The sequence below is a fragment of the Streptomyces sp. NPDC012835 genome (genome assembly GCF_042900885.1).
Taxonomy (GTDB): Bacteria; Actinomycetota; Actinomycetes; order Streptomycetales; family Streptomycetaceae; genus Streptomyces.
Genome location: NZ_JBIBBW010000001.1, coordinates 593,779 through 620,026, shown reverse-complemented (window position 1 = coordinate 620,026; position 26,248 = coordinate 593,779). Strand labels below are relative to the sequence as shown.

Genomic DNA, 26,248 nt, shown 5'->3' with positions numbered 1-26,248 from the left:
GGGAGGAAGGAAAAGGGAGGAAGGAAAGAGGGGACGGGAGACGGCGGGTCAGACTCCGGTCATGTGCGGTTCGGCCGACGCCGCCGCCGCCACGGGCGCCGCATCGGGCGACTCCACCCGCGCCGCGTGCCGGTGCCGCATGAAGTCCAGCCGCAGCAGGTCCTCGTTCACCGCCGAGGGCGCGATATGCACGTACTGCCCGTTGTCGGTGAAGACCAGCCCGAGCCCCACCCAGCGGTCGAGCAGCTCCTGCACCTCGTCCTCCTGGAGCGCCCCGCCCGGCACCCGGCCCGCCGCCTTGCGGGTGAGGGCCGACGGCGTGTGCGGCTGGTCCAGCAGCCGGAACGCGGCGATCTCGTACGGGTCGGTCAGCTCCATCGCCCGCCACTCGAAGGCCCGGCGCTTGCTGACCAGGACGATACGGTCGCCCAGATCGGCCTGCGTGAGACGCGCGTCGGCGTGGTGCTTGCGCCAGGCGGCGAGCGCCGCGTTGAGCGCGGTGACGGTGGGTTTGCCGATGCCCCGCTCCGGCGCCTCGAAGACATAGGCGAGGCCGTAGAGCTCCTCCTCCGGCAGATCGTAGGTGAAGCGGTAGTGGGCCTCCGGGCGCAAGCCGGAGAAGCCCAGCTCGGGCCGGTTGAAGTAGGGGCTGAACCGTTCGATGGCGATCCGGGCCGAGAGGTCGACCGGCGGATTGAGGTGTTCCAGCGCCGGTATCTGCGCGATGACCGGGTCGTAGTCCTCCGCGCTCTCTCCCGGGAAGCCGTGCAGATAGTTCCAGGACACGGAGAGGCCGGTCTCGGCGCCGTCGCGGAGCATGCGTACGTTCTGGCAGCCGCTGACTCCCTTGTCCATCAGGTCCAGCACGCGGCTGTTCAGGCTCTCGATGCCCGGTTGCACGTAGATCAGGCCCGCGTCGGAGAGGGTACGGAGGTGGGCGCGGCGCATGTTGGCCTTGATCTCGATGTGCAGCCGCAGGTCGTAGCCGCTCTCGATGATCCGGGGCAGGACGGTGGAGAGGTAGCCCATGTCGAGGATGTTGTCGACCACGTACATGTCGAGCACACGGTGGCGGCGGGCGAGATCCATGATCTCGTCGTAGAAGGTGTCCGGGCTCTTGCTGCGGAACTGCATGAAGGAACCGTTGAGTCCGCAGAACGTGCAGTGGTGCTTCTCGCCCCACCAGCAGCCTCTGGCGCCTTCGACGACGAGCTTGGGCTCGACCCAGTTGCGGGCCACGGAGGCGCCGAGACGTTCGAAGTAGCCGCTGTAGTCGGGCGGCAGGATGGTGGCGGGCGGCAGCGGGCTGGTGGCCATCGCGTTGGCGGTGCTCACACCGTCCGCACCACGGTGGCACAGGCCGGCGACGGTGGAGAGGTCCGGGTTTTCCTCACCGAGCGCGGACAGGAGCCGCGGAAAAGCGGCCTCGCCCTCGCCCCGGATCACGTAGTCCACGAACGGGAAGTTGCGGTGGACCGTGGCGCCCTGCTCGCCGTCGCAGTTGGCGCCGCCGATGACGGTCACGATGTGCGGCGCGAGTCGCTTGACCTGGCGGGCAGCGGCGAGCGCGGCGGTGTTCTGCTGGAAGGTGGAGGTGAAGCCCACGACATCGGGTGCCGCGTCGACGATCCGCTGGGCGATCTCCGCCACGAACTCCGGTACCAGCCGGTGCAGTTCGCGGGTCATTCGCATCCGGGACGCGCCGAGCTTCCCTTTCATCGCGGCGGCGAACTCCTCGTCCCGCCAGCCGGGGTCGTCGTAGAGAGCGGAGGAGAAGGCCCAGTCGCCGCAGCCCATGAAGTAGGAGGCCAGCGCGTAGTACTCGTAGTCCTCGGCGGTGAACTCCACGCGCCGGGTGATCCAGTCGGTGAACTCCAGGTTGGCGTGCAGGACTTCGGCACTGCCGTCCGGCACGTGCTCGTCCACACTCCGCTTGAGGATTCCCAGGGCCAGCGACGGAAGGTCGATGGGCGACCAGGGCATGTTGACCAGCAGTACGCGCATGTCAGCTCCTCGTGGGACGGCCGGAAGACGGGGAACGGGGAAGACGGGGAACGGGGAAGACGGGGAACGGGGAAGACGGGGAACGGGAAAGGCGGCGGGAAGGGGAGACGGGGGCGGGGAGCGGGGCTTCTCGGGTGGCCGGCCACAGTCGTGGCGGCCCCTCGCGACCCCGTCGGGACGGACGCCCTCGCTGCGGCGGACGGCCCTGTGGTGCGGGGCTGACCGGCCGGCCCGGCGTCGGTGGACGCCGGGCCGGCCGGCGAGGATCAGTCCTCTTCCGCGTCTTCCGCGTTGCGGAACGGGATGGTGACCGTGACGCCGACGCTCGGCTTCCGGTTCTCCTCGTCACCCTCAAGCGGGTCGTTGTGGATGATGTCCTTCTGCATGGGCGGTTCTCCTCTCGGTGTGTTCGGCGGTACCTGTCCCGGCCGCCGCCGTGGTACCAAACGCGGCCGGAATCCCCCTCCGGTCGGCGGGGGGTGTCTTGGGGGCACGGCGTGGGCCGTGCGTGCCGCGCAGCTCGCGGTCGAGGAAGACCACGGCGCGGCGCAGTACGGCGACGTGGTCGCCGCCCTCGTAGCCGTCGTGCCCGCTGTCGAGCCACATCGACTCGTGGCGGGCCCCGGCGGTACGCAGCGCGGCGAGGTAGCCGCGCACCTGGCCGGGCGGGCACTTGGCGTCCCGGGTGGCGGCCACGACCAGCAGGGGTGCCCGCACGCACGAGGCGTACTGGATCGGTGAGCTGCGGGCGTACGCCTCGGGCACGTCGTCGGGTGTGCCGCCGTACAGGCGTTCGTCCAGGGTGCGCAGCGCGGACGTGGTGGTGCGGTAGGCGGCGACGGCGTCGGCGACAGGTTTGACGGCGACGCCCGCCTGCCACAGCCCGGGGCGGGTACCGAGGGCCAGCAGCGCGAGGTAGCCGCCCCACGAGGTGCCCCACAGTCCGACGGCGTCCGGGCGCACCAGCCCGCGCCCGATCAGGTCGGCGCGCACCGCCACCAGGTCCTCGACCTGCGTGAGCCCCACCCCCGCGCCGAAGGCGCGGCGCCAGCGGGGGCCGTAGCCGGTGGAGCCTCGGTAGTTGACGCGTGCGACGGCGAAGCCCGAGGCCACGAGCGAGTGCACGACACCGTCGTACGCGTCGCGGTCGTGGTCGGCGGGGCCGCCGTGTACGAGGAAGACGACGGGCGGCGGCGCGCCCCGCTCCCCGGTCGCCCGTTCCCCGGTCGCCCGTTCCCCGGTCGCCCGTTCCCCGGCCGTCCGGCTCTCGGGGGCTTCGCCGCGCGGGAGTTCGGGACCCCGGGGCGGGCCGTGGCCCTCGGGCAGGCTGAGCCATGTGTGCACGGGGCCGTCCGGGGTCGGCGTCCACACGTCGCGGTGGTCGCCCGGTACGCGCCCCGGCACGGTGCCGAGGGCCGGCAGCGCGGTACCGGCCGTCGAGTGCATACGGGGCGGATGGGCCGTGTCCGTCCACAGGTAGTGCACATCGCCACCGGCACGCGGCGCCGCGTCCAGCAGACTGCCGGGCGGTGTCGGCACGCGCGTGAGGGTGCCGGTGTCCAGGCAGGCCCGGTGCAGGGTGCTGCGGCCGTGGCGGTCCTCGCGGATCAGGACGGTACGCCCCTCGGCCTCGTCCGGGTACCAGCGGGCGGTGATCTCACTGTCGAACGCGCACCACGGGTACGTGCGGATACCGGTCTCCGGCCGCCAACTGGCCAGCAGATAGCGGTCGTCGTCCTCGCGCACGAGTAGCAGTTCGTCCCGTTCGGCGGTGGGCGCGAAGCCGAGCGACCAGAGCCTGCCGTGTTCCCCGGAGCCGGAGAGCACGGCGCGCGGTGTGCCGTCCGCTGCCAGGACGGTCACGGCGTGCGCGGAACCGGCGGGGCCGCTGATCGCCAGCAGACCGGCCCCGGCGCTGATCCCGGACAGCGTGGCGTGCCGGTCGACGCGCGTCACCTCGCGTGCGGAGGCGCCGCGCCGGCCCAGATGGACGGTGGTCGTCCGGCCGTCCCCCAGTCCCATGGCGACGGTCCCGCCGTCGCTCACGGCCAGGCCGCGCGGGGTGCCCGGCGGTACGCCGGTCAGCCCGGGGAGGTCCGGGCCGCCGTGGAAGGGCTGGAACCGCCAGTGCCCCTCGCCGTGCGCGTCCTCGTCGAACCACCACACGTTCGCGTCGCGGTCGATCGTTCCGTGCAGAGTGCCCCGAGGCCGGTCGGTGACCTGGCGGGCGCGCCCGGTCCCGGCGTCCCAGGCGAACACCTCGCACCGGCCGTTCGCGTCCGCGGTGAACGCCATCAGCGCCGGATCGGCGGCGCAGACCTCGGGCAGGGCGGCGAGGTAGACCTGGTAGCGGGAGCCGGTCACACGCCTCGCCCCCTCGCCGTGGCGTCTCCTGCCGGTGTGTCCCTGGGCGGTGTGTCCACCGGCGGTGTGTCCATCAGCGCCGCGTCGTCCGGCGGTACGCCCGGCGTCAGTGTGCGTCTCGCGCCGAGGGTCGTGTGCAGAGCGAGCAGGACCAGCACTCCCGCGGCGGTGAGCGCGGGTACGGCGGCCCCCGCGTGAGCCGTCAGGAACCCGGCGAGGGCGGGCGCCACCGCGGCGGCTGCGCCGGCGGCGGTGGCGAGCACGGAGCCCGCGCGGGCTTGGAGTTGCGGCGGTGTCCCCTGGATGGCCCGGGCCTGGAGGATCACGGTGGCCGGCGGCATGATCAGGCAGAACCCGCCGAACAGCGCCCCGTACGCCCACGGCCCCCCGGCCGTCGCGAGCGCGGCGGCGAGCGGGATCATGAGCCAGGACACCGTCACGACCACCCCGACAGGGCTGAGTCCGCGCACCAGCCGGGGCGCCGCGAGCGAACCGGCGAGTCCGGCGGCGCCGGACAACGCCAGGACCAGTCCCATGGGCGCGCCGCCGTGGCCGCTCTCCTGCAAGGTGAAGACGGCGTCGTAGTACAGCGCGGCCAGTACGCCGTTGACGGTGGTGGTCCACACAAGTACCAGCCGCAGCAGGGGTGTTGCCCGTACGAGCCGGACTCCGGCGCTCGCCTCGGCGGCCAGGGCCGACCAGGCGCCGCGTGCGGAGCGAGGCGTGGGCGGTGGCACGGGCCGCGGTGCGGGACCGTCCTGGGCCGCGCTCCCGGCCGCCGCCGACGCACCGTCAGCCCGGTCCGATGCGTCAACCGGGTGCGTCACGTCCGCCGCGTCCGCCGCTTCCGCCCGGTCCGTCACCTCCACCGCGTCCACGCTGCCGGTCCGGTCGGCCCGCAGGTCGGCGCGCATGGCCCGGACGCACACGGCCGTGACGGCGTACGAGACGGCGTCCAGCACGAAGGGCAGCGCCCGCGAGACCTGGTACAGCATGCCGCCCAGAGCGGGTCCCGCGACCAGGGCGCCCCGGTCGCCCGCCTCCAGTCCGGCCACCACGCGCGGGAGGTTCCCGGTGGTGGAGATCAGGGCGACCGTGCCGCGGGCCGCCGCCTCGTAGCAGGCGGTGGCGGTACGTTCCACGAGTACGGCGGTGAGCAGATGGACCAGCGAAGGGCGGCCTTCCGCGACGGCCAGGGACACGGCCACGGAGCCCATCGCGAGCGCCGAGATCACCGCGGACCAGAACATCACCCGCTTACGCGCGCCACGGTCGGCGGGTACGGCGACGAGCGGGCCGAGTACCAGCCCGGTCGCCGTGGACACCCCCGCGACCAGCCCGACCACCGCCGGCGAGTAGCCGAGCCCGAGGAGCAGCAGTGGCAGAACGACCCCGGATGCCTGGCTGCCCAGGGAATCGGCGGCGTTCGCACACCAGAGGAGCCGGACGTCGCGGGTGGCGGCCCCGGTGTGCTCGGCGGGCCCGGTGTCCTTGATCAGGACCGGCGGAGTCGAAACGGCCTGGACGCGCGAGGCCCCCGTTTCGGGAACAGACGATCCCATGCGCAGCCCTCCCCGTTTCGCCGTCACACGTGAAGTCGCAGGCGAGACCGCATGCGACGTAGCGCCACACTTGACAAAGATGCGTAGAAGATGTGCGGGAATTGAAACGCTCGGGAGCTTAACCAGGCGCCGATGTGAAGGACAAGGACCCCCGAACGGGGGCTGGTTCGATTCCACGCGAACACCGTGGGGCGCGCCGGAGCCGCCGTATAGCACCGTCGGGGCGAGCGGGTCTTACCGCGCCCGCCCTCCGCGATCACCGCGCCGGGGTGGCGAATTCGGGCGGTGACGGCGTGGCAGTCAGAGGTTCCCGATTCGCTTTGGCATTCGCGGCGCCGAATGAATCTTCAGGGCGGCCGAAGCACCCGGTAGATCGTCGCCGACCGCGCCGGGCATAAGCCGGAATTCGCCCCTCCGTGCGGCGAACGGTGGGTGAACTGCGCGGGGAACGGAGTGGGGCGCCACCGACCCGCCCCGGCCGCACCACGTGCCACGACGCCCCGCCACGGCCGCCGGACCCGGCCGCGACGCCCCGCCGTGGACGGCGACCCGACCTTCCCGGTGGCGAACACACCGCCCGCCGCCCATGCGCCGTACGCCGCGCCCTCCACCGGAAGGGAGGGCCTCGACGGAAGATCGCGGGCCCGTACCATATCCGGAATCCCCCTCCCCGGATATCACCGGACCGACGACTACGGCTCAACTTATTGGCTGGAAACATACGATCCCGTGGATGAGCCGACCTGGGTCCCACGCGGGAAAGCGATAGGGGCAGAGGTGTGAAGGGCGGTATGAATGGCGAGCGTCGCGGGAGACATCGCGGAGTGACCGCGTACCCCGGCCGACCGGTCGTCCGCCCCCCCCTCGGACCGATGGATTGGTGTCAGTCCTCGCTGGGCAGGGAGCAGAGGAAAACCGAAATGTCATGTGCACGACTTTCTCCTCTTCCGGAGGTCGACCATGAACGTCCGTAAACTGACCGGCGGGCTCGCAGCCGCGCTGGCCGTGACCTTTTCTCTGGTGGGTGGCCAGGCTGTCGCCGCTTCCGCCGCTGACGCGGACAGTGCGGCGGCCGCTCGTGTGGTCACGTACGACGCCAGCGGTTCCGCGGAGTTCCGGTCCGCGGTCGACCGGGGCGCGGCGATATGGAACGAGAGCGTCGGAGCGGTCGAACTGCGGCCGGTGGCGACCGGGCAACGCGCCAACATCCGGGTCCTGGCGGACAACGGCTGGCCGCGCGCCATCACCACATCGCTGGGCAACGGAACCGTGTACATCGGCCGGCAGGCGGTGGACGAGGGCCACAACACGATCCGTATCTCCTCCCACGAGCTGGGCCATATCCTGGGCCTGCCCGATCGCAAACCCGGTCCCTGTTCGAGCCTGATGTCCGGCGCGAGCGCGGGAACCACGTGCACGAACCCGTACCCGAACGCGGCCGAGAAGGCCGAGGTCGAGAGGTACTTCGGCGGGGCGTTCACGAGCGGGACCCAGACGCGCGCGATCGCGGCCGTGCCGCTCGGCGCCCTGGTCGTGGACTGACCCCGGGACCGATGCCTGGCCCCGCCACGGGGCCAGGAACCGATGCCGGCCCCGCCGCGGGGGACGGCGCCGGTGACGCGCCGGCTCCTCCCGGCGACCGGGGGAAGCGGCGCGGTCCTGCGTGCGTCACGCGGCGGAACGGGACGGGCCGAGGGGCGAGTTACGGACGCGAATGGTCCGGACGAATGCCTTGACGCGCTTACGCCACGCATCTTGAATCAACTTCTGAAGTCGGTGCCCCCACGCACCTCTTCAGCAACTTCGGCACCGATGTGTCCCTCGCGGACACGCCCCCCCCACGACACGAAGTGATGTGATGCGTATGCGCCCCGGCCAAAAGCGTCGACTGGCACTGTGGGCAGCCGCTTTGACGTGCTGCTCCGCCGCCCTCGCTCCCACGGCGGTCGCCGCCGAGCAGCCCGGAGAGCGGGCCGCCGCCGCGAACTTCACCGACGACTTCGACGGGCCGGCGGGGTCCGCCGTGGACGGCGGCAAGTGGCAGCTGGAAACGGGCGACAACATCAGCAACCACGAGGGGCAGTACTACACCTCCGGCACCAGCAACGCCGCCTTGGACGGCCAGGGCAACCTGGTCATCACGGCGCGGCGGGAGAACCCGAACAACTACCAGTGCTGGTACGGGACCTGTGAGTACACCTCGGCCCGGCTCAACACGTCGGGCAAGTTCAGCACCACCTACGGGCACGTCGAGGCCCGGATGAAGCTGCCGCGCGGACAGGGCATCTGGCCGGCGTTCTGGATGCTCGGCGACGACATCGGCTCGGTCGGCTGGCCGAACTCCGGTGAGATCGACGTGATGGAGAACGTCGGCCACGAACCGTCCACGGTCCACGGCACGATCCACGGGCCGGGCTACTCGGGCGCGGCCGGCATCGGCGCCGGCTACTCCCTGCCGAACGGCGAGGCGTTCGCGGACTCGTTCCACACCTTCGCGGTGGACTGGTCGCCGAACTCCATCAGCTGGTCGGTCGACGGGAACGTCTACCAGACGCGCACTCCGGCCGACCTCGGCGGCAACCAGTGGGTGTTCGACAAGCCGTTCTTCGTCATCCTGAACCTGGCCGTCGGCGGCGACTGGCCGGGCAGCCCGGACGGCAGCACGTCGTTCCCGCAGCAGCTCGTCGTCGACTACGTGCGCGTCAGCACGAACGACTGAGCCGCCCGCCCGGGCGTCGGGGCACGCTGCCCCGACGACTGATCAGGTGACGATGTCGTGGGACGCCATGTCGGCCAGGGCCCACTCCTCGGTCTCAACGAGGTGCGGGGCGGCGGCCTCCTGGGCCGCCGCCACGTCCCGGGCCGCCATGGCGTCCGGAATCGCGGGACGGACGCGACTCCGGACACCCGGGCGCCCTCGTCGCGCCTCACGCCCACCCGGGTGGCACCTGCTGCGGCGCGGGCCGCACCGTGCTCAGCCCGGCCCGTTCGTGGGTCGACGCATGGCGTGGGCGATGACCTCGCCGATCAGGACAGCGGTGGCCGCCGGACCCCGCAGAGGAGCCGTGGGCAGGATCGAGGTGTCCGCCACGCGGAGCCCCGCGACGCCGTGGACGCGGCCGTACTGGTCGACCGCCGCGTGGGGATCGTCGTCCGGCCCCATCGGTACGGTGCCGCACGCGTGGTGGGACGTCCCGAGGTGTTCACTGATCCACGCGTCCAGTGCCTGGTCGTCGGCGAGCACCTTTGACGCCGGGTCCGTCGCGGTGCGGGACAGCTCGCGAAAGGACCGGGTGGCGATCAGGGCCGCGGTGGTGCGGACGGCCTCACGCAGGTGGCGTCTGTCGTCGGCAGTGCGCAGGTAGTTGTAGTCGACGCGCGGTGTGATCGCCGGGTCAGCGCTCCGGAGGCGGAACCCGCCCGCGCGTCGGGGGGCCTGGGCCGAAACGAGGAAGGCCAGAGGCGCGTCGGCGGCCGTGGTGTGTTCTCCGGCCAGGGAAGCCAACGGCACCAAGGACTGGAGGATTTCCAGATCGCCGCGGTGGGACCGGGCGGAGGACGACAGATGCAGGCAGCCGCCGAGCCAGGAGTCGGTGGGCTCCCGGAGTTCTCGGCGCGGGGACCACTCCAGTATCACCTGCGGATGATCGCTGAAGCGGGCGCCGACCGCGGGGGAGTGCCTGATGACGGGCAGGCCCAGCCGCCGCAACTCCGGCCCCGGCCCGATGCCCGACAGCTGCAACAACTGGGGGGTGACGAAGGAGCCGGCGCAGAGCACGACCTCGGCGGCGTCCAAAACGCGGCCGCGCCCGCCCTGATCGACGATCACGCCGGTGGCACGTCCACGGGAAACAACCACTCTGCGCACTCGGCTGTCACCGGTCACCGTCAGATTCGGTCGGCCGAGGGCGCTCAGCAGATAGCTGACGCCGGTGTTGTGCCGTATGCCGTCGACGGCGTTGCTGGGCAGGGGGCCGAAGCCGGGCCGGGCCTGGTCGTTCTTGTCCGGCTCGCCGGGGAAGCCCAGTTCCCGTGCGGCGGCTTCGAACGCCGCGGCGGCGGGATGCCCGAGGCCACCGCGCCGTACGAGCACCGGCCCGCTGCCTCCGTGCAGGTCGCTCGCGCCGAGGTCGAGGTCGGTCTCCAGCCCGCGCAGGAACGGCAGGACCCGCTCGTAGGCCCAGGCGGGATTCCCGGCCCCGGCCCAGCGGTCGAAGTCCGCCCGGCGCGCGCGGACGAAGTAACCCCCGTTGACGGTGGTGGAGCCGCCCAGATACCGGCCACGGGGCACCGTGTAGGGGTGGTGAGGTGTCAGATGGACGGGGAACGGCTGGACAGCCGGATTCCCGGCCCGGGCGCCCGGAACGAGCCGCGCGTCCAGCAGTTCGCGCGGGAACTCCGAGAACGACCGGGGCACCGGCCCCGCGTCCAGGAGGAGCACCGTACGGTCGGGGTCCTCGCTCAGCCGGGCCGCCAGGGGCGCGCCGCTGGCACCGGCTCCGACGACGATCACGTCGTACCGGCTCACCGGGGTGACCTCACGAGACGCCCGCACCGAGCCCGGCCGCGGGTCGACGCCTCCTTCACCAGCGGGTCCTCTCGGGTAGCCGGGATCGCTTCGCCCGGAGCGCGCGGTCGCGCCAACTGCCGCCGGAATATTGGCACTCGGTGCTGAAACTCGACGCGAGTCAATATAACGGCGCACCGAGGGGAAGAGAAGAACCGTGCGCGATCCGGTACGGGACCACGACCGCCGCACCGACCGGCGCACGTGCGCCCGGCCGGACCGCCCCGGCCGGGCGACGCGCGGTCACACGTGCGGGGAGCCGGGGACTCGTGGAATCGGGCCGGCTCGCTCGTGGGCGTGCCGCCCGCGGGAGACTCGTAGGCTTCCCGTAGCCGGGAGTCGCCCGGCCATGGCGCGGGGAGGAGTTCGGGTGGAGAGCCTTCGGGGCAAGGCGGACGTCACCATGGGGCAGGGCAGGGCGGGCCGGCCCCGGGTGACCTCGCGGGACGCGCTCGAACAACTGGGCTTCGAGCTGTTCGCCCGCCAGGGCTTCGACCAGACGACCGTCGACGACATCGCTGCCGCGGCCGGAATCGGCCGCCGGACCTTCTTCCGCTACTTCGCCTCCAAGAACGACCTGGTGTGGGGAGATTTCGAGGGGCAGCTGGTCAGGCTCGAAGCGCTGCTGACCGACGCCGATCCGGCCATCCCGGTCATGGACGCGCTGAGGGGCGCGGTGGTCGAGTTCAACCGGTTCGACTCCTCTGTGGTGACCTGGCACCGGCAACGCATGTCGCTGATCCTGCGGGTCCCCACTCTCCAGGCCGACTCGGCGCTGCGTTACGCGTCGTGGAGGGATCTGGTCACGCGGTTCGCCGCCCGTCGCATGGACGTGGACCGCTCCGACATGACGCCCCGGCTCATCGGGCACACGGTTCTGGCGACCTGTATCGCCTCCTACGAACACTGGCTGACCGACGAGGCGGCGAGTCTGGAGGTCCTGCTCGACACTTCCCTGCGGCACCTGACGTCAGGCTTCGGCCGCCCGGACGCGCCCGCGGCCCGAATCCACTGAGTGGAGCCTCTCGCGGGGTGAGCCCGGGTGCGGGCCGCCCCCGCTCCTGACGGGCCCGCCCCGCGCATGGCCCTTTGGCCGAAAACACGCGGGAAAACCACCGGCCGCGGAGCGGTGGAGAACTGGCGGCATCTATCCCCTTCACTTTTGGCACCCGGTGTCATTACTCTCTGGGTGTTCGTCGGGAGCGGCTCACGGCACACAGCTGTCGAGCCGCCGGAGGCTACCCAGGGAGAGTCATATGAACGAGCTCAGCTCCGCTCCGTCCGGTGAGGCCGAGGAGGACGTGACCACCGAGGCGTTGATCGAAGCGGTGGACCTCATCGAGGAGGTTTCCATCGACGGCATGTGCGGCGTCTACTAGGAGCCCCTGTGACCAGCGCCCCTGTGACCACGGTTGACCTCGACCGCGGCTGGGACCTGCACACTCAGGTCTCGGTGCGGCCCGAACCCTTCGGCGCGCTTCTCTACCACTTCGGAACGCGCAGACTCTCATTCCTCAAGGACCGTCGACTGCTCGCGGTGGTGCGGTCGCTCGCGGACTCGCCCACGGCGCGCCTGGCATGCCTCGCCGCCGGAGTCCACGAGGACGAACTGCCCACCTACGGAAGGGCACTCGCCGTCCTCGCCCAGTCGTCGATGGTCGTAGGAAGGAACCCATGACCCCGTTAGCGAAGACCGAGGAAACCAAGCCGGGCCCCTCACGGCTGGTCGACCTGTTCGAGTACGGACTCGACGCGCCGATCTGCCTCACCTGGGAACTGACATACGCGTGCAACCTGGCCTGCACCCACTGCCTGTCCAGCTCCGGAAGGCGCGATCCGCGCGAGCTGACCACCCGGGAGGCCAAGGCCGTCATCGACGAACTGGAGGCCATGCAGGTCTTCTACGTCAACATCGGCGGCGGCGAACCCACTCTGCGCCCCGACTTCTGGGAACTCCTGGACTACGCCACCGCCCACCGCGTGGGGGTGAAGTTCTCCACCAACGGTGCCCGGATCACCCCGGAGGCGGCCCGGCGCCTGGCCGGCAACGACTACATCGACGTGCAGATCTCGCTCGACGGAGCCACCGCTGACGTCAACGACGCCGTACGCGGCTCCGGCTCCTACGCCACGGCTGTACGTGCGATGGAGAACCTCGCCGACGCCGGGATGGAGAACTTCAAGCTCTCGGTGGTGTGCACCCGGCACAACATCCCCCAACTCGACCGGTTGAAGGAACTCGCCGACCGCTACCACGCCCAACTGCGCCTGACCCGGCTCCGCCCCTCCGGTCGCGGCGCGGACAGCTGGGACGAGCTGCATCCCACCGGCCGCCAGCAGCGGGAGCTGTACGACTGGCTGCTCCGCCATGGCGAACAGGTCCTGACCGGCGACTCGTTCTTCCACCTCTCCGCCTACGGCGAGGCGCTGCCCGGTCTCAACCTGTGCGGCGCCGGACGTGTCGTCTGCCTGATCGACCCGGTCGGCGACGTCTACGCCTGCCCGTTCGCCATCCACGAGGAGTTCCTCGCCGGAAACGTCCGTGCGCCCGGCGGATTCACCGAGGTGTGGCGTGAGTCGGAACTGTTCCGGAAGCTGCGCACCCCGCAGCACGGGGGAGCCTGCTCGTCCTGCGCCTTCTACGACACCTGCAAGGGCGGGTGCATGGCGGCCAAGTTCTTCACCGGGTTGCCGCTCGACGGGCCCGACCCCGAATGCGTCCGCGGATACGGGGAGGAAAGCCTCGCCCGCCGTGCGGACGACGGCGCGTCCGTTCCCCGCTCCTCGGTGGACCACTCGCGCCGCACCGCCCCGCGCGGGCGCACCGGGCCGGTGGATCTCGTACTCGGACGTCGCGAGGGCCTGGAGGGACCTCCGGTGAGCGACTGCGCCGAGCACCCGTTGGCCGGGCTGCGTCTCCGCTAAGGGCTGTCCCGTCATGCCTGGTGGATCAGCGCGCGGCGTCAGATGCGGTGCGTCGTAAGGCGGAGGAGCGTCCGCATACTGGATGTACGCGGTTGTTCCGACAACGCGGCGAGGTGCCGCAGCTGTCGTCGCGCGCCCGCCGGGCATGACGGGACAGCCCTTAGGGCCTGCCCTCACAGCCCGCCCTGCCCTGCCGACCGTGCCCCGCCACGCCCGGCACCCACACGTCCGCTCGCCGCGCTCGCGGGAGGGGACGAGCGTGTCGCGCCGGCCGCCGCCGGCCTCGGCGGCCGGCGTTCCTCCGCGGACACGCCCCGGTCGCGCTCCGCCGCCGTTCATCCGTCCGCTCATCGGAAGAGATATTCGTATGCCCAAAAACCCCTGGTTCGAGACGATCGCCGAGGCGCAGCGCCGAGCCAAGAGACAACTTCCCGGCCCGGTCTACGGCGCTCTCGTCGCGGGCTCGGAGCGCGGCCGGACGATCGACGAGAACACCGAGGCATTCGCCCGGCTCGGCTTCATCCCACGTGTCGTCGGCCATCACGCGCAGCGGGACCTGGCCACGACCGTGCTGGGTGTTCCGACCTCGCTGCCCGTCCTCATCTCCCCGACCGGCGTCCAGGCGGTGCATCCGGACGGCGAGGTGGCCGTGGCGCGTGCCGCGGCGAGCCGGGGAGTCGTCATGGGGCTCAGCTCGTTCGCGAGCAAGCCGGTGGAAGAGGTCGCCGCGGCGGGTCCCGACATCTTCTTCCAGCTGTACTGGAGCGGCACTCGCGCGTCGATGGTGCAGCGCATGGACCGGGCGCGAAGCGCCGGTGCCAAGGCGCTCATCGTCACCCTCGACTGGTCCTTCTCCAACGGCCGGGACTGGGGGAGCCCCGCCATCCCGGAGAAGCTCGATCTGAGGACCGCCCTGCGATTCGCCCCCGACGTGCTGCCCAGGCCGGGATGGCTGTGGAAGTACGCGAGGTCAGGCCGCCTCCCCGACCTCACCACCCCGAACCTGCGAGCGCCGGACGGCCGGACCCCGACGTTCTTCGGCGCCTACGGCGAGTGGATGCAGACGGCCCCGCCGACCTGGGAGGACATCGCCTGGCTGCGGAAGGAGTGGGGCGGCCCGTTCCTGCTCAAGGGCGTCGCCAGGGTGGACGACGCCAAACGGGCCGTCGACGCGGGCGTGTCGGCGCTGTCGGTCTCCAACCACGGCGGGAACAACCTGGACACCACCCCCGCCACCATCCGGATACTGCCCCCTGTCGTGGCGGCGGTCGGCGACCAGATCGAGGTCCTGATGGACGGCGGTGTCCGCCGGGGCGGGGATGTGGCCAAGGCCCTGGCCCTCGGCGCGCGAGCCGTCCTGATCGGCCGCGCCTACCTGTGGGGTCTGGCGGCGAACGGCCAGGCCGGCGTGGAGAACGTGCTCGACATCCTGCGCGGCGGGCTGGACTCGGCCGTGCTGGGCCTCGGCCACTCCTCGGTGCACGAACTGTCCCCCGAGGACCTGGTGATACCGCCGGACTTCCCGCTGGCGCTCGGCGCCACCACCCGCTCGCCGGTGGTCCGGCCATGACACAGAACATCACCCGGCCCATGTCCGGGCATGAACTGGCAAGCACCACTTGGCCGTTGATCCCCCCGGACGTGGTCGTCCTGGTGCCGCTCGGCTCCACCGAACAGCACGGTCCGCACTTACCGTTCGACACGGACAGTGTCATCGCCGCCGCCGTCGCACACCGGGTGGCGGACCTGCTGCCCGCCCCGCCGGGGTCCATGCCGCTGGTGGCGCCGCCCCTCGCGTACGGCGCCAGCGGTGAGCACGCCGACTTCCCCGGCACCGTGTCCATCGGGCACGAGGCGCTGCACACGGTGATCGTGGAGGTGGTGCGGTCGCTCGGCCGGTGGGCGCGGCGCGTCGTCTTCGTCAACGGCCACGGTGGGAACGTACCCACGCTCGACGCCGCCCTCGGACAGACACGGGCCGAGGGCCACGACGCGGCCTGGACCGGTTGCGACGTTCCGGGCGGCGACCCGCACGCCGGGCGTACCGAGACGTCGTTGATGCTGCACCTGGCCCCGGAACGGGTACGGCTCGAAGCCGCCGTCGCCGGGGATGTGCGGCCGCTGCCCGACCTCATGCCGGAGCTGATGGCGCACGGCGTGCGAGCGGTGTCGCCCTCCGGTGTGCTCGGCGACCCGACCGGCGCCACGGCCGAGGAGGGGCGCCGTATGACGGAGACCATGGTGGCCGGGGCCCTGCGGCGGATCACCGCGCACACGGTCGACAACCGTGGCCGGCTCATCGATCCCGTCCCGCGGACACCGCCGCCGGGCGCCCCCGCCGCACTCGTTCCGCCCGGAACGGAGCGTGTGCCCCGATGACACTTCCCCACGGCTTCGTGATCGCGCTCGACCGGCACACCCGGGTCCTCGACGGCGGCCGGGCCCTCGTCGGCGGATTCCCGACCCGGCTGATCCGGCTGACCCCGAGGGCGCGGCGCCTGTTCACCGGCACCACGATGCGGGTGAAGGACGCGGCGAGCGCCCTGCTGGCGGACCGGCTCCTCGAACTCGGCATGGCCAACCCCGTCGTCGAGAGGCTCGCTGCGCCCCCGGAGCAGCGCTGCACCGTGGTCGTTCCGGTACGTGACCGGCCGCGTCAACTCGGCCGTCTCCTCGCCAGCATCGGCACCGGGCTGCCCGTGATCGTGGTCGACGACGGCTCGCGCGACCCGGAGGCCGTCGCCGGTGTCGTCGCCGAGCACGGGGCCCGGCTGGTGTCGCTGCCCGTCAACGTGGGACCGGCGGGCGCGCGCAACGCGGGCTGGCGGCTCGTCACGACGCCCTATGTGGTCTTCGCCGACTCCGACATCGTGCTCACCCCGGACACGCTCCCCACACTGCTGCGGCACTTCGCCGACCCCAAGGTCGCCATGGCCGTACCCCGCATCACCGGTTTGCCGGTGGACCGGGCGGGGTGGATCGCCCGCTACGAGCACGCCCGGTCCGCGCTGGACCTGGGCGCGCACCCGGCGGCCGTCCGCCCGGGAACACCCGTCTCCTGGGCGTCCACGGCCTGCACGGTGGTGCGGATGGACGCACTGGAGGGCGGCTTCGACGACCGGATGAGAGTCGGAGAGGACGTCGATCTGTGCTGGCGGCTGATAGAACGGGGCCGGAGGGTCCGCTACGAGCCCGCCGCCACCGCCGCACACGAACACCGCACCCGTCTCGACGACTGGTTCCTCCGCAAGGCCGTGTACGGGACCGGGGCGCATCCGCTCGCCGAGCGTCACCCCCGGTTCATCGCCCCGGCCGTGTTCGCCCCGTGGAGCTTGGCCTTCATCGCTCTGCTGCTCGCCCAGCGGCGCTGGTCGGTGCCCGCCGCCGGGGCCGTCCTCGCGGGTGTCAGCCTGAAGATCGCCCGCAAGGTCGACGGCACCCGGCACCCGCACCGGCTGGCACTGCGGCTCACCGCCAACGGAGCCTTCGGCGCGGTGGCACAGACCTCCGCGCTGCTGACCCGGCACTGGTGGCCCCTCACGGTCGTCGGATGTCTCGTGTCCCGCCGCGCGCGCCGGGCCGCGGCGGTCGCCGCGCTGGCCGACCTCGCGTTGGAGTACCGACGCGACCGGGTCTCCCTGGACCCGGTCCGCTACGGCATCGCCCGGCGACTGGACGACCTCGCGTACGGGGCCGGCGTGTGGCTGTCCGCGCTCAAGGGGCGTTCGAGTGCGGCTCTGCTGCCGCGGATCAGCCGGTGAACCTCCGCGCGAACGCCCCTGCGTCCCGGATGTCCGGGCGCCGGGGGCGGCCCGCGCCGCCCCCTCCTGCCGCCGGACCGCACCCGCGACACCGGGGCGGGCCACGGCTGAGGAGCACGTACCGGGTTCGGGCTCCGCCCGCCAGGGGCGACTCCCCGAAGGACCGAACACCCCGAGACCGAACGACGTCCGTATTTCGGCGAGCAACGCCTCGCCCGACGAGAGGATCTGAGCAATGACTCACCACGTTCCCGCGGCTCCACTGCCCAGCGAGCCCATCGCCCGCAGGTTCGAGAACAAGGTCGTGTTCGTGACCGGCGCCGCCCGAGGACAGGGGCGGGCGGAGGCGGTGCGCTTCGCCCTGGAGGGCGCCGACATCATCGCGCTGGACATCTGTGAGGACCTGCCCGGCACGGACTATCCGGGAGCGACCCCGGAGGACCTGGCGGAGACGGCGCGTCTGGTCGAGAAGTCCGGCCGCCGCGTTCTGACGCACAAGGTCGACATACGCGACTTCGCCGCCTTGCGGGCGGCCCTGGAGCAGAGCGTGGCCGAACTGGGGCGCCTGGACGTCGTGGTGGCCAACGCCGGTATGACGACGACCGGCCGTGCCTGGGAGATCGAACTCGACACCTGGAACACCACCCTCGACATCAACCTGACCGGTGCGTTCCACACCGCCAAGGCGGCGATTCCGCTGATGCTCGAACAGGCCACCGGAGGGGCGATCGTCTTCACCAGCTCCGTGGCCGGGCTCAAGGGGCTCCCCATGCTGGCCGACTACGTGGCCGCCAAACACGGTGTCACCGGACTCGCCAAGACGCTCGCCAACGAACTGGCGGAGTACCGAATCCGGGTGAACAGCGTGCACCCGCACGGTGTGAAGACCAAACTCGTACCCGGCATTCTGACCCTCCTGGACAACCACCCCGAACTGAGCGGCTTCTACCAGGGGACCCTTCCGGAGGACATGAGCGACTCCGAGGACATAGCGGCGGCCATCGCCTGGATAGCCTCCGACGAGGCCCGCCACGTGACCGGCGTCCAGCTGCCCGTGGACCTGGGCCGCATGAATCGCTGACGCCAACGGGTGGGCGGGGGTGAATCTCCCGCCCACCGGGTGGTGGCCGGGCTCCAGCAGCGGATCGTGCCCGCCCGACCACCCTCGCCCGATCGTTCCTTCCTACGGCCGCGCCACCGGGTAGTCCCGGTGGCGCGGCCGTCGTCATGTGCCCCGAGCCGGGCCGAGCCTTGCCGAGCCGGGGCGGGGCGGGCCGGGACCGTGCGGAGGCGGGCACTCCACGTGCAGTGTGCGGCACATGCAATATAGCGCGTTTGCAATTAATCGGCGCGTGCAAGTATTGTCCTCGCTTGTAAAGCGCAGCCGCAATCTTTCGTGTCGCGACGCGGTGAGGCGCACACCCCCTGTGGTTCTGCTTCTTGGAAGGACTCTCCATGCCCCTCGCGCTACTGGCGCTGGCGATCGGCGCCTTCGGGATCGGGACGACGGAGTTCGTGGTCATGGGCCTGCTGCCCGAGGTCGCGGGAGACTTCGGCGTCTCGATCCCCTCGGCGGGCTTCCTCGTCACCGGCTACGCCCTCGGCGTCGTGCTCGGCGCCCCCGTACTGGCCGTACTCGGCACCCGTATACCGCGCAAGCGGATGCTCATGCTGCTCATGGGCCTGTTCGTCGTCGGCAACGTGATCACAGCCGTGGCGCCGGTCTTCGGTGTGATGGTGGTGGGGCGTGTCGTCGCCTCCCTCGCGCACGGCGCTTTCTTCGGCATCGGCTCCGTGGTCGCGGCGGGTCTCGTCGCTCCGGAGAAGAGAGCCGGAGCCATCTCGATGATGTTCACGGGGCTGACCCTCGCCAACGTGGTCGGAGTGCCGCTCGGCACCTTCATCGCCCAGAACGCCGGCTGGCGGGTCACCTTCTGGATTGTGGCCGCCCTCGGTGTCATCGGGTTCGCGGGCATCGCCAGACTGGTGCCCGACATGCCGAAGCCCGAAGGTGTGCGGCTGCGCCACGAACTCGCCGCGTTCCGCAACGTCCAGGTGCTGCTCGCCATGGCGATGACCGTGCTCGGCTCCGGTGGCTTCTTCGCTGCCATCACCTACATCACGCCGATGATGACCGAGGTCGCGGGCTTCGCGGAGTCCTCCGTGACCTGGCTGCTCGTCCTCTTCGGCGTGGGCATGGTGGCGGGGAACCTGATCGGCGGCAAGTTCGCCGACCGCCGCTTCATGCAGATGCTGTACGTGTCCCTCGGTACCCTCGTCGTGCTCCTCGCGCTGTTCACCCTCACCGCCCACGACAAGATCGCCGCGGCTCTTACCATCCCCCTCATCGGCGCCCTCGGCTTCGCCATTGTGCCCCCGCTCCAGAAGCGGGTCCTCGACCACGCGAAGGGCGCCCCCACGCTGGCCTCCGCGGTCAACATCGGTGCGTTCAACCTCGGCAACGCCCTCGCGGCGTGGCTGGGCGGGGCCGTCATCTCGGCCGGCTTCGGCTACACCGCACCCAACTGGGTCGGCGCCGTCCTCGCCGCGGGGGCCCTGCTGCTGGCGGTCGTCTCCTCCGTGATCGAGCGTCGCCCCCGATCGATCGCCGGCGGTTCGGTGCCGTCCGCTCCGCCGCTGGTCGGCGCGGACAGCGGGCACTGACTCCGGCCCTCTCGACGGGGTCGGCCGGCATCCCGGCGGCGGACTCGGGCGCCCGCACCTCCAGCTGGAGAGGGGGCGGCTTCGGGTGCGGACGGACGTCGAAGAAGCGCAGCGGCCCTGCCCGGCCGCGACGGGAGCGCCGACCCCACCGGCGGGCTCGGCGCACCCCTCCAGGATGCGACGAACTCGCGCGTCTCCGACGCCGACCCCTTCAAGGCCGTGAACGACGCGATGGGCCACGCGGCCGGCCACACCGTCCTCGCGTCGATCGCGACCCGGCTCCCCGCCCGGGCGGGCCCGCTCGCCGCCGTCGGCCGCCTCGGTGGGCGCCGCGACGCCGGACGTGATCGACAGCCGCGACCCGGCCGCGTGGCAGAGGGCGGCTGACGCTGCCCTGTACGAGGGCAAGCCCTCCGGCCGCGCGGCCCTCGCGACCGCCCGGCACGTCACGGTGCCGTCCGTCAACGGCTGCCGGACAGGCCGGCCTTGGTGTCCCAGCGCCTTCGCGGCGGGTCGGGTCAGGGGGTCCGGAGGTACTCCGCCAGCTTCCCGAGGAGGCGGGCGGCGCTGTCCAGGTCCTGGGCGGTGTCCGTCAGATCACCGGCGAGCAGCTTCTCCCGAGGCCCTTCTTTCCGTATCCCCGCAGGGTCGGACTCCGGACCGGGTACAGCCGTGCCCCGGTACCCGGTGGGGGACTCTCCGGCCGGCCCGTAGTAGCCGATGAAGTCGGAAGCGGCGAGTGCCGGAGCCGTGCCGGCGCCGGCGAGGAGCCGGACCTGGCTGAGCTGGATCTCGTCCCCGCCGGCGTTGTCGGTGATGCGCAGCCGGTAGCGGCGGTAGGCGCCCGTGTTGGCGAAGCGGAAGTCCCTCGTCTCGAAGCGGCGGGTGAAGCGTTCACCGGTCCGGGTGTCGAGCGTCGTCCACGTGCTGCCGTCGTGCGAGCCCTGGAGCCGCCAGTCCCGCGGATCACGGTCCGGGGCGTCGTTGGCCGAGGTCAGGCTGTACGACGCGACGGCGGCCGGGCGTTGGAGGGTGAAGTCCAGCTCGGCGGTGTCATCGGGCACCAGCCACTTGCTCCGGGACCTGCGGAGCAGGTTCCGCGCGACCTCGCCTCCGGCCGCGAATTCGTCGCTCGCCTCGACATCGACGACCGTGTCGGTGATGTCGCGCAACTCGCCCTGCGCGGCGTGACCTTCCGCCGTCACGACGGCGGCAGTCAGGGTCACCGAGGCCGCGTTCCCGCGCCGGTCGGTCCAGGACACCCGCTCGACGGGCGTCGCCCGGCCGTCGTCGAGCAGGATGCGAAGCTCACCCGAGGGGCGCCAGTCGCCGTCCTGCCCCACCTCCGTGGAGAAGCGGAGCGGCGGGACGCCCGCGGTGCCCCCGGGATAGGCCCGGCGGTCGGTGAGCGTGCCGCGGTACTCGCCGAGCGCGCCGTCGGCGCCCCGGTAGTGGCCGTGGAAGCCGGACATGTCCGCCCGGAGCGCTATCGCCGTCTCCGCGCCGTCCGTCCCGCGCCAGGAGAGCTGCGCGGGAACCGCACGGTCGCCCCGGTCGATGTGGAAGAGCAGCGCCGAAGCGGGCTGCCACGCGGTGGAGTTGACCGGGCGCCGCTCGGTACCGAACGCGAAGACCGACCGGGTGCTCGCCCTCGCCGCCATGGCGCGCCGGGCACGGCCGCTGTCCCGGGCGGGGTCCAGGGTGACGGTGGTCAGCCGGAGCAACCCCTCACCGTCGGCGGGGCCGCGTATCTCCAGGAGGTTGGTGCCCGGCGTCAGCAGCTCTCCCGGAAGGGACAGGACCCTGTCCCGGGGAGCGTCGTGTCCGCCGGTCTCCGGGAATACGAGTCCCTCCGCCACGGCCTTGCCGTTGATCAGGATGTCCATGGGAACGCCGGCGCCGAGGGTCGTCACGGTGAGGACGGCCCCGGCGGCTTCCTCGGGTCCGTCCGTCGTGAAGTCGAGCTTGACGTATCCGTCGGCGCCCAGCGCGAGATGCGAGGGCGCGACCCCGCACCGGTGGTACCCCACGACGGCGTTCGACAGCCGGGCCGGAGTGGTGGAGAAATCCGCGAAGACCGGTTCCATGAGCGTCCCTCAGCGATAGGGCAGTCGACCTGCGATGGCATCCGCGGACAACTTCCGTCCTCGGATGCCAAGAAGCTACCGGCACCCACTGACATCGCGAGGAACCACCGCCGGTCCGGACCACCCGCCGGTGACGGCGGAACGGCCCGAGGGCCGGGACGGGACGGCTCGGATACGACACCCCGTCCCCCCTCTTCCCTCTTCCCGCTCCCGCCTCCATGGCTCCGCTCACCACGGGTGGTCGCCGCGGAGGGTCAGGGCGCCCAGCGGCGTACGGTCTCCGGGTGGATGACGATGCGCAGCGGCTCACCCGCCAGCATCGCGGCGAGGGCGTCGGCAAGGGCCGGGTCGGAGAGGTCCCAGTAGCGAGCGCCGAGCCGGGAGCACAGGTCTCGGGCTCCGTCGGTCTCGATCGTGACGCGGCCGGCGACGGACAGCCAGCGCTCGGGCTCGCCCACCGGGGCCGCGACGACGATGGAGGCGCGGGGGTCGCGGCGCAGCCGCCGCACTTTCAGCGAATCCGGCTCCGTGATCAACTGGATCGTCCCCTCCGGCGTGGCCTCGAACCAGACGGGCCTGGGCTGCGGCGGCAGCGTTCCCCCGGCCACGGACAGGAACCCGTGCAGGGGGCGTCCGAGGAAGTCGAGCTCCTCGGCGGTCAACAGGCTGGTGGTGGTGGTGGTGGTCATCGCGACCCTTTCTGAAGATGGTGACGCTGATGCCGGAGGGCCCGCGCCGTTCGCTCGACGCGACCATATCGGGCGTACGGCGCGGATCGGTTGAACGGAAGCGATGGTTCGAAGCCATCCGGCGCGCCGCGCCGCCCGTTCGCCGAAGTCCCGGCCGGCCGCCGGCCGGCCGCCGGAGGCGTCATGGCCTGCCGGGCTCCCGCCGCGGCGGCCCGCACCCACGGAGCCCTCGCGCTCCTCGAAGGGCCTGCGCGCGCCCCGGCGCTGTGGCGACAGCGTCCGTCGTTCAGGTGATCACCCCACGCTTCACTTCGTGGACGAATCCGGTACCCGGGCCGCACGGACGGCGCGTGAGCCCGTACGGGTCCCGTCGCATCCGTACGGTCCCTTCCGGACGGCGGCAGGGTGCCCGGCCCCGCAGGACCGCGCACCTTGCCGCCCCGTCGTCACCGCCGCCCCGCCCATCCCCGCCGCTTCCCCGTGACGGGTTCTCCGTGACGGGTTCTCAGGAGTGGGTCGGGGGAGTGAGTCCGGGGAGTGAGTCCCGGGGATCGAGTCTCAGGACTGAGCGGCATTCCGGGGCTGGAGGATCTCGCTCATGGACTCCGCGCGCCAGCGCCGCAGGAGTTCATGGAACGCGTACGCGCCGTGCGGGTAGGCGATCGGGCCGTTCGGCCGGCCGCGCCCCTCGGCGTTGTAGTAGCCGGGGGTGCACTCGGCGTGGAACCACTCGTGGTCGGGGGCGTCCTCGGCCAGCACGGCGATCCAGGCGTCCTCGCCCTCGGGGGACGGCTCGACGAGGGCGCCCTTGGCCTCGGCCGCCGCGACGAGAGCCGCGGCGTGGACGGCCTGCTCGTCCAGGATGTGCGTGAAGTTGACGCTGCTGGCGTTCTGCAGGGATCCCATCTGGATCAGGTTCGGGAAGCCGTTGCTGGTGAAGCCGTGCAGCGTGCGCGGTCCCCGTCGCGCCCAGGCGTGCAGCAGTTGGATGCCGTCCCGTCCGTGAACGGGAAGCTTGCCGGAGTGGACGCCGGAGGTCCCGACGGAGAAACCGGTGGCGAAGATCAGGCAGTCGAGTTCGTAGGTGGTGTCGCCGACCACGACGCCGTGTGCCGTGACGCGCTCGATGCCGTGGGTGTCCGCGGTGTCGACCAGGGTGACGTTGTCACGGTTGAACGCCGGGTAGTACTTGTCGGAGAAGGTGGGGCGCTTGCAGGCGTACCGGTACCACGGCTTGAGCTTCTCCGCCGTCTCCGGGTCGGCGACGGACTGCTCGACGCGGGTGCGCAGTTCGTTCATCTTGACGGCGTCGGCGGTTTCGTAGGCGGTCTCGAACTCCGCCCTGTCCCCCTGGCGCCGGAAGCTCGGCAGGAGCTTCTCCAGCAGACCGGCCGAAGCGGTCCACTGGTCCGCCACGAGGTCCTCCTCGAACGTCTCGCCGGAGACGACGCGCAGATAGTTGTCGCGGCGCTCGCGGGCCCAGCCGTCGTGGTCGGCGCCGACGTCGCCGGGGGAGGTGCGGCGGTTGGCGCGCACGTCCACGGTGGAGGGGGTGCGCTGGAAGACGTAGACGTGTTCGGCGTCCTCGGCCAGCATCGGGATGACCTGGATGCCGGTGGCGCCGGTCCCGACGACGCCCACGCGCTTGTGCGAGAGGCCCGTCATGCCGCCGTCCGGGGTGCCGCCGGTGTAGGCGTAGTCCCACCGTGAGGTGTGGAAGGTGTGTCCCTCGAAGTCCTCGATGCCGGGTATCCCGGGGAGCTTCGGTTCGGAGAGGGTGCCGGTGGCGGTGACGACGTACGTGGCCCGGAACGCGTCGCCGCGGTCGGTGGCCACGATCCATGTCTCGGATGCCCCGTCCCAGGTCAGCGAGGTGACCGCAGTGGAGAACAGGGCCTCCGAGTAGAGGTCGAACCGCTCCGCGATCCGCACCGCGTGCCGGCGGATCTCCTCGCCGGGAGAGTACTTCCACTCCGGCACGTAACCGGTCTCGTCGAGCATCGGCAGGTAGACGTGCGACTCGATGTCGCAGTGGATGCCCGGGTACCGGTTCCAGTACCAGGTGCCCCCGAAGTCGCCGCCCTTCTCGACGATCCGGACGCGCTCCACGCCCTGCTGCCGCATCCGCGCCCCGGTGAGAAGACCACCGAAACCGCCGCCGATCACGGCGACATCGACGGTGTCGGTCAGCGGCTCGCGGTCGGGCACCTCTCCCGCGTACGGATCGGCGGCGTAGTAGCCGAACTCGGCGTCGGTGCCCAGGTACTGGCGGGCGCCGTCGGGCCGGACCCGCCGCTCCCGTTCGAGGCGGTACCGCTGCCTCAGCGCTGCCATGTCGTCGGGGGTCGGGACTTGCGGCGTCGTCACGTGGGGGCCTCGATCCTGTTGTCGCGCATGTCGTGCGGGCCGCTCCGTGGGTGAGCGGCCATCCGCTACCGTAGCAACTACCGGACAATGGTGTCCGGTTGCGGGGCGGGTGCGTGGCGGTATCCGGCCAGGGCACGTTCCTCCCCGGGTGCGGGCACCGGCCGGACAGTTGCGCCCCCTCGCGCCCCCACGCGTCCGTAGCCGCGGGCACAGCCCGCAGACAGGAAGAGTGACCCCCGTGCGACGACTCCCGATCCGATCCCTCGCCGTGCTCGCCACGATCGGCGCGCTGACCCTCACCGGCTGCGGTACGGAAACACGTGACCCCGGTGACAGGACGGCCGCGCCCGGCCAGGACAGGACCATCACGGCCCGGAAGGTCATGCGGCTGACGACGGTGCACGACGAGACCGGGATGACCCTGCTGGAGGGCCCGACCTTCGACAAGAAGGGCAGACTGCTCGTCGTCGACGTGACCGCGCCCGCGGGCAAGCCGAAGGTGATCCGCGTCGACGTCGAGAAGAAGACGTCGAGCGCGCTCCACACCGACGGACGGGGCGCCTACACCTCCGCCCAGTTCAGCCCGCACGACGGACGGCTCTACCTGACCGACTACGCCCACGGCGAGATCGTGAGCCTGGCCCCCGGCGGCGGCGACGCGCGCACCTTCTTCTCCGGCGAGGTCGACGGAGCGCGGATGAACCCCGACGACCTCGCTTTCGACCAGCAGGGCAACCTGTACGTCAGCGACTCACGCGGCCTGTCCGAGGGCGAGGCGCACGGCCGCGTGGTACGGATCGACCGCGACGGCGACAAGGCCACCGTCCTGGCCGACGGGCTGGCCGCGACGAACGGAATCTCGTTCGACGTGGACTACCGAGGGCTGTGGATCAGCGAACTCACCGAGAACCGGATCTCCTACCTCCGCCTCGACGGAGCCGGAGGCGTCGCCTCGCGGCACACCGCCATCCGCGTCGACGGCGGAATCGCCCAGACCGACTCGATCGCCGTGGACGCGGACGGCAACCTCTACCAGGCACTGCACGGCCGGGCCGCGATGATCGTCTACAACCAGCACGGCGAGCGTCTGGCGACCATCGAGGTCCCCGGCAGCGCTACAGGACTCGAGTCGGCGACCAACGTGGCGATCACGCCCGGCGGGACCAAGGCGTATCTGACCGTCAGCGGTCCCGCCGGCGGCTACCTGTACACCTTCGACGCCCTGGCGGAAGGCATCCGCCAGTCCAACGGCGGCTGA

Annotated in this window: 20 protein-coding genes; 13 read left to right on the top strand and 7 right to left on the bottom strand. The window is 71.7% G+C overall.

Annotated features, from left to right (window positions below):
- Positions 1 to 48: 48 nt before the first annotated feature.
- The 3 genes from ACFY6S_RS02540 to ACFY6S_RS02530 all read right to left on the bottom strand — a co-directional run bounded on the left by ACFY6S_RS02540 (position 49) and on the right by ACFY6S_RS02530 (position 5,930).
- On the bottom strand, positions 49 to 2,004 hold the full coding sequence (locus tag ACFY6S_RS02540; protein WP_388821692.1) for a RiPP maturation radical SAM C-methyltransferase: 1,956 nt from the start codon (positions 2,002 to 2,004) through the stop codon (positions 49 to 51).
- A 351-nt stretch (positions 2,005 to 2,355) separates the two neighbouring features.
- The gene (locus ACFY6S_RS02535) at positions 2,356 to 4,368 is read right to left on the bottom strand and encodes an alpha/beta hydrolase family protein (RefSeq protein WP_388821689.1); all 2,013 of its coding nucleotides are present in this window, start codon (positions 4,366 to 4,368) and stop codon (positions 2,356 to 2,358) included.
- Positions 4,365 to 5,930: an MFS transporter gene (locus ACFY6S_RS02530; RefSeq protein WP_388821687.1), complete on the bottom strand. Its 1,566-nt coding sequence runs from the start codon at positions 5,928 to 5,930 to the stop codon at positions 4,365 to 4,367. The genes ACFY6S_RS02535 and ACFY6S_RS02530 overlap by 4 nt, the downstream gene beginning before the upstream one ends.
- 960 nt (positions 5,931 to 6,890) lie before the next feature.
- On the opposite strand from ACFY6S_RS02530, the gene ACFY6S_RS02525 reads away from it, so the two are divergent.
- Positions 6,891 to 7,472, top strand: a complete 582-nt coding sequence (locus ACFY6S_RS02525; protein WP_388821684.1) for a snapalysin family zinc-dependent metalloprotease — start codon at positions 6,891 to 6,893, stop codon at positions 7,470 to 7,472.
- Between the two features lie 322 nt (positions 7,473 to 7,794).
- Positions 7,795 to 8,649, top strand: a complete 855-nt coding sequence (locus ACFY6S_RS02520) for a family 16 glycosylhydrolase (protein WP_388821681.1) — start codon at positions 7,795 to 7,797, stop codon at positions 8,647 to 8,649.
- A 255-nt stretch (positions 8,650 to 8,904) separates the two neighbouring features.
- Here the strand turns inward: ACFY6S_RS02520 and mftG are convergent, their stop codons facing one another.
- Positions 8,905 to 10,458 (bottom strand): mycofactocin system GMC family oxidoreductase MftG, encoded by a 1,554-nt coding sequence (gene mftG, locus ACFY6S_RS02515; RefSeq protein WP_388821677.1) that lies wholly within the window; start codon positions 10,456 to 10,458, stop codon positions 8,905 to 8,907.
- Between the two features lie 409 nt (positions 10,459 to 10,867).
- On the opposite strand from mftG, the gene mftR reads away from it, so the two are divergent.
- The 10 genes from mftR to ACFY6S_RS02465 all read left to right on the top strand — a co-directional run bounded on the left by mftR (position 10,868) and on the right by ACFY6S_RS02465 (position 20,234).
- Complete coding sequence (gene mftR / locus ACFY6S_RS02510) at positions 10,868 to 11,512, top strand: mycofactocin system transcriptional regulator (protein ID WP_388821674.1); 645 nt, start codon at positions 10,868 to 10,870, stop codon at positions 11,510 to 11,512.
- 241 nt (positions 11,513 to 11,753) lie between these two features.
- On the top strand, positions 11,754 to 11,876 hold the full coding sequence (mftA, locus tag ACFY6S_RS02505; RefSeq protein ID WP_388821672.1) for a mycofactocin precursor MftA: 123 nt from the start codon (positions 11,754 to 11,756) through the stop codon (positions 11,874 to 11,876).
- A gap of 8 nt (positions 11,877 to 11,884) precedes the next feature.
- Positions 11,885 to 12,175 (top strand): mycofactocin biosynthesis chaperone MftB, encoded by a 291-nt coding sequence (gene mftB / locus ACFY6S_RS02500; RefSeq protein ID WP_388821669.1) that lies wholly within the window; start codon positions 11,885 to 11,887, stop codon positions 12,173 to 12,175.
- Positions 12,172 to 13,422 carry a mycofactocin radical SAM maturase gene (mftC, locus tag ACFY6S_RS02495; protein WP_388821666.1) on the top strand — a complete coding sequence of 417 codons (1,251 nt, stop codon included), beginning with the start codon at positions 12,172 to 12,174 and terminating at the stop codon, positions 13,420 to 13,422. Before mftB ends, mftC begins: the two co-directional genes overlap by 4 nt.
- Before the next feature lie 367 nt (positions 13,423 to 13,789).
- A complete protein-coding gene (mftD, locus tag ACFY6S_RS02490; RefSeq protein WP_388821663.1) occupies positions 13,790 to 14,992 on the top strand; it encodes a pre-mycofactocin synthase MftD in 1,203 nt (400 codons plus the stop codon).
- Positions 14,989 to 15,801: a mycofactocin biosynthesis peptidyl-dipeptidase MftE gene (gene mftE, locus ACFY6S_RS02485; RefSeq protein ID WP_388821660.1), complete on the top strand. Its 813-nt coding sequence runs from the start codon at positions 14,989 to 14,991 to the stop codon at positions 15,799 to 15,801. Before mftD ends, mftE begins: the two co-directional genes overlap by 4 nt.
- Entirely contained in the window at positions 15,798 to 17,183 is a 1,386-nt protein-coding gene (gene mftF, locus ACFY6S_RS02480) for a mycofactocin biosynthesis glycosyltransferase MftF (protein ID WP_388821657.1), read from the top strand. Before mftE ends, mftF begins: the two co-directional genes overlap by 4 nt.
- Positions 17,184 to 17,418: 235 nt before the next feature.
- Positions 17,419 to 18,264 carry a mycofactocin-coupled SDR family oxidoreductase gene (locus ACFY6S_RS02475; RefSeq protein ID WP_388821654.1) on the top strand — a complete coding sequence of 282 codons (846 nt, stop codon included), beginning with the start codon at positions 17,419 to 17,421 and terminating at the stop codon, positions 18,262 to 18,264.
- Between the two features lie 374 nt (positions 18,265 to 18,638).
- Positions 18,639 to 19,847 (top strand): MFS transporter, encoded by a 1,209-nt coding sequence (locus ACFY6S_RS02470; RefSeq protein WP_388829718.1) that lies wholly within the window; start codon positions 18,639 to 18,641, stop codon positions 19,845 to 19,847.
- A gap of 231 nt (positions 19,848 to 20,078) precedes the next feature.
- Positions 20,079 to 20,234 (top strand): hypothetical protein, encoded by a 156-nt coding sequence (locus tag ACFY6S_RS02465; protein ID WP_388829736.1) that lies wholly within the window; start codon positions 20,079 to 20,081, stop codon positions 20,232 to 20,234.
- 131 nt (positions 20,235 to 20,365) lie between these two features.
- Here ACFY6S_RS02465 and ACFY6S_RS02460 read toward each other — a convergent pair whose 3' ends face one another.
- The 3 genes from ACFY6S_RS02460 to ACFY6S_RS02450 form a co-directional block, all read right to left on the bottom strand.
- A complete protein-coding gene (locus ACFY6S_RS02460) occupies positions 20,366 to 21,934 on the bottom strand; it encodes an alpha-1,2-mannosidase (RefSeq protein ID WP_388829715.1) in 1,569 nt (522 codons plus the stop codon).
- Between the two features lie 254 nt (positions 21,935 to 22,188).
- Positions 22,189 to 22,623, bottom strand: coding sequence for a pyridoxamine 5'-phosphate oxidase family protein (locus ACFY6S_RS02455; protein ID WP_388829712.1), 435 nt, complete (start codon positions 22,621 to 22,623; stop codon positions 22,189 to 22,191).
- Positions 22,624 to 23,181: 558 nt separating this feature from the next.
- Positions 23,182 to 24,957: a flavin-containing monooxygenase gene (locus tag ACFY6S_RS02450; RefSeq protein WP_388829709.1), complete on the bottom strand. Its 1,776-nt coding sequence runs from the start codon at positions 24,955 to 24,957 to the stop codon at positions 23,182 to 23,184.
- Positions 24,958 to 25,228: 271 nt separating this feature from the next.
- On the opposite strand from ACFY6S_RS02450, the gene ACFY6S_RS02445 reads away from it, so the two are divergent.
- Entirely contained in the window at positions 25,229 to 26,248 is a 1,020-nt protein-coding gene (locus ACFY6S_RS02445) for an SMP-30/gluconolactonase/LRE family protein (protein ID WP_388829707.1), read from the top strand.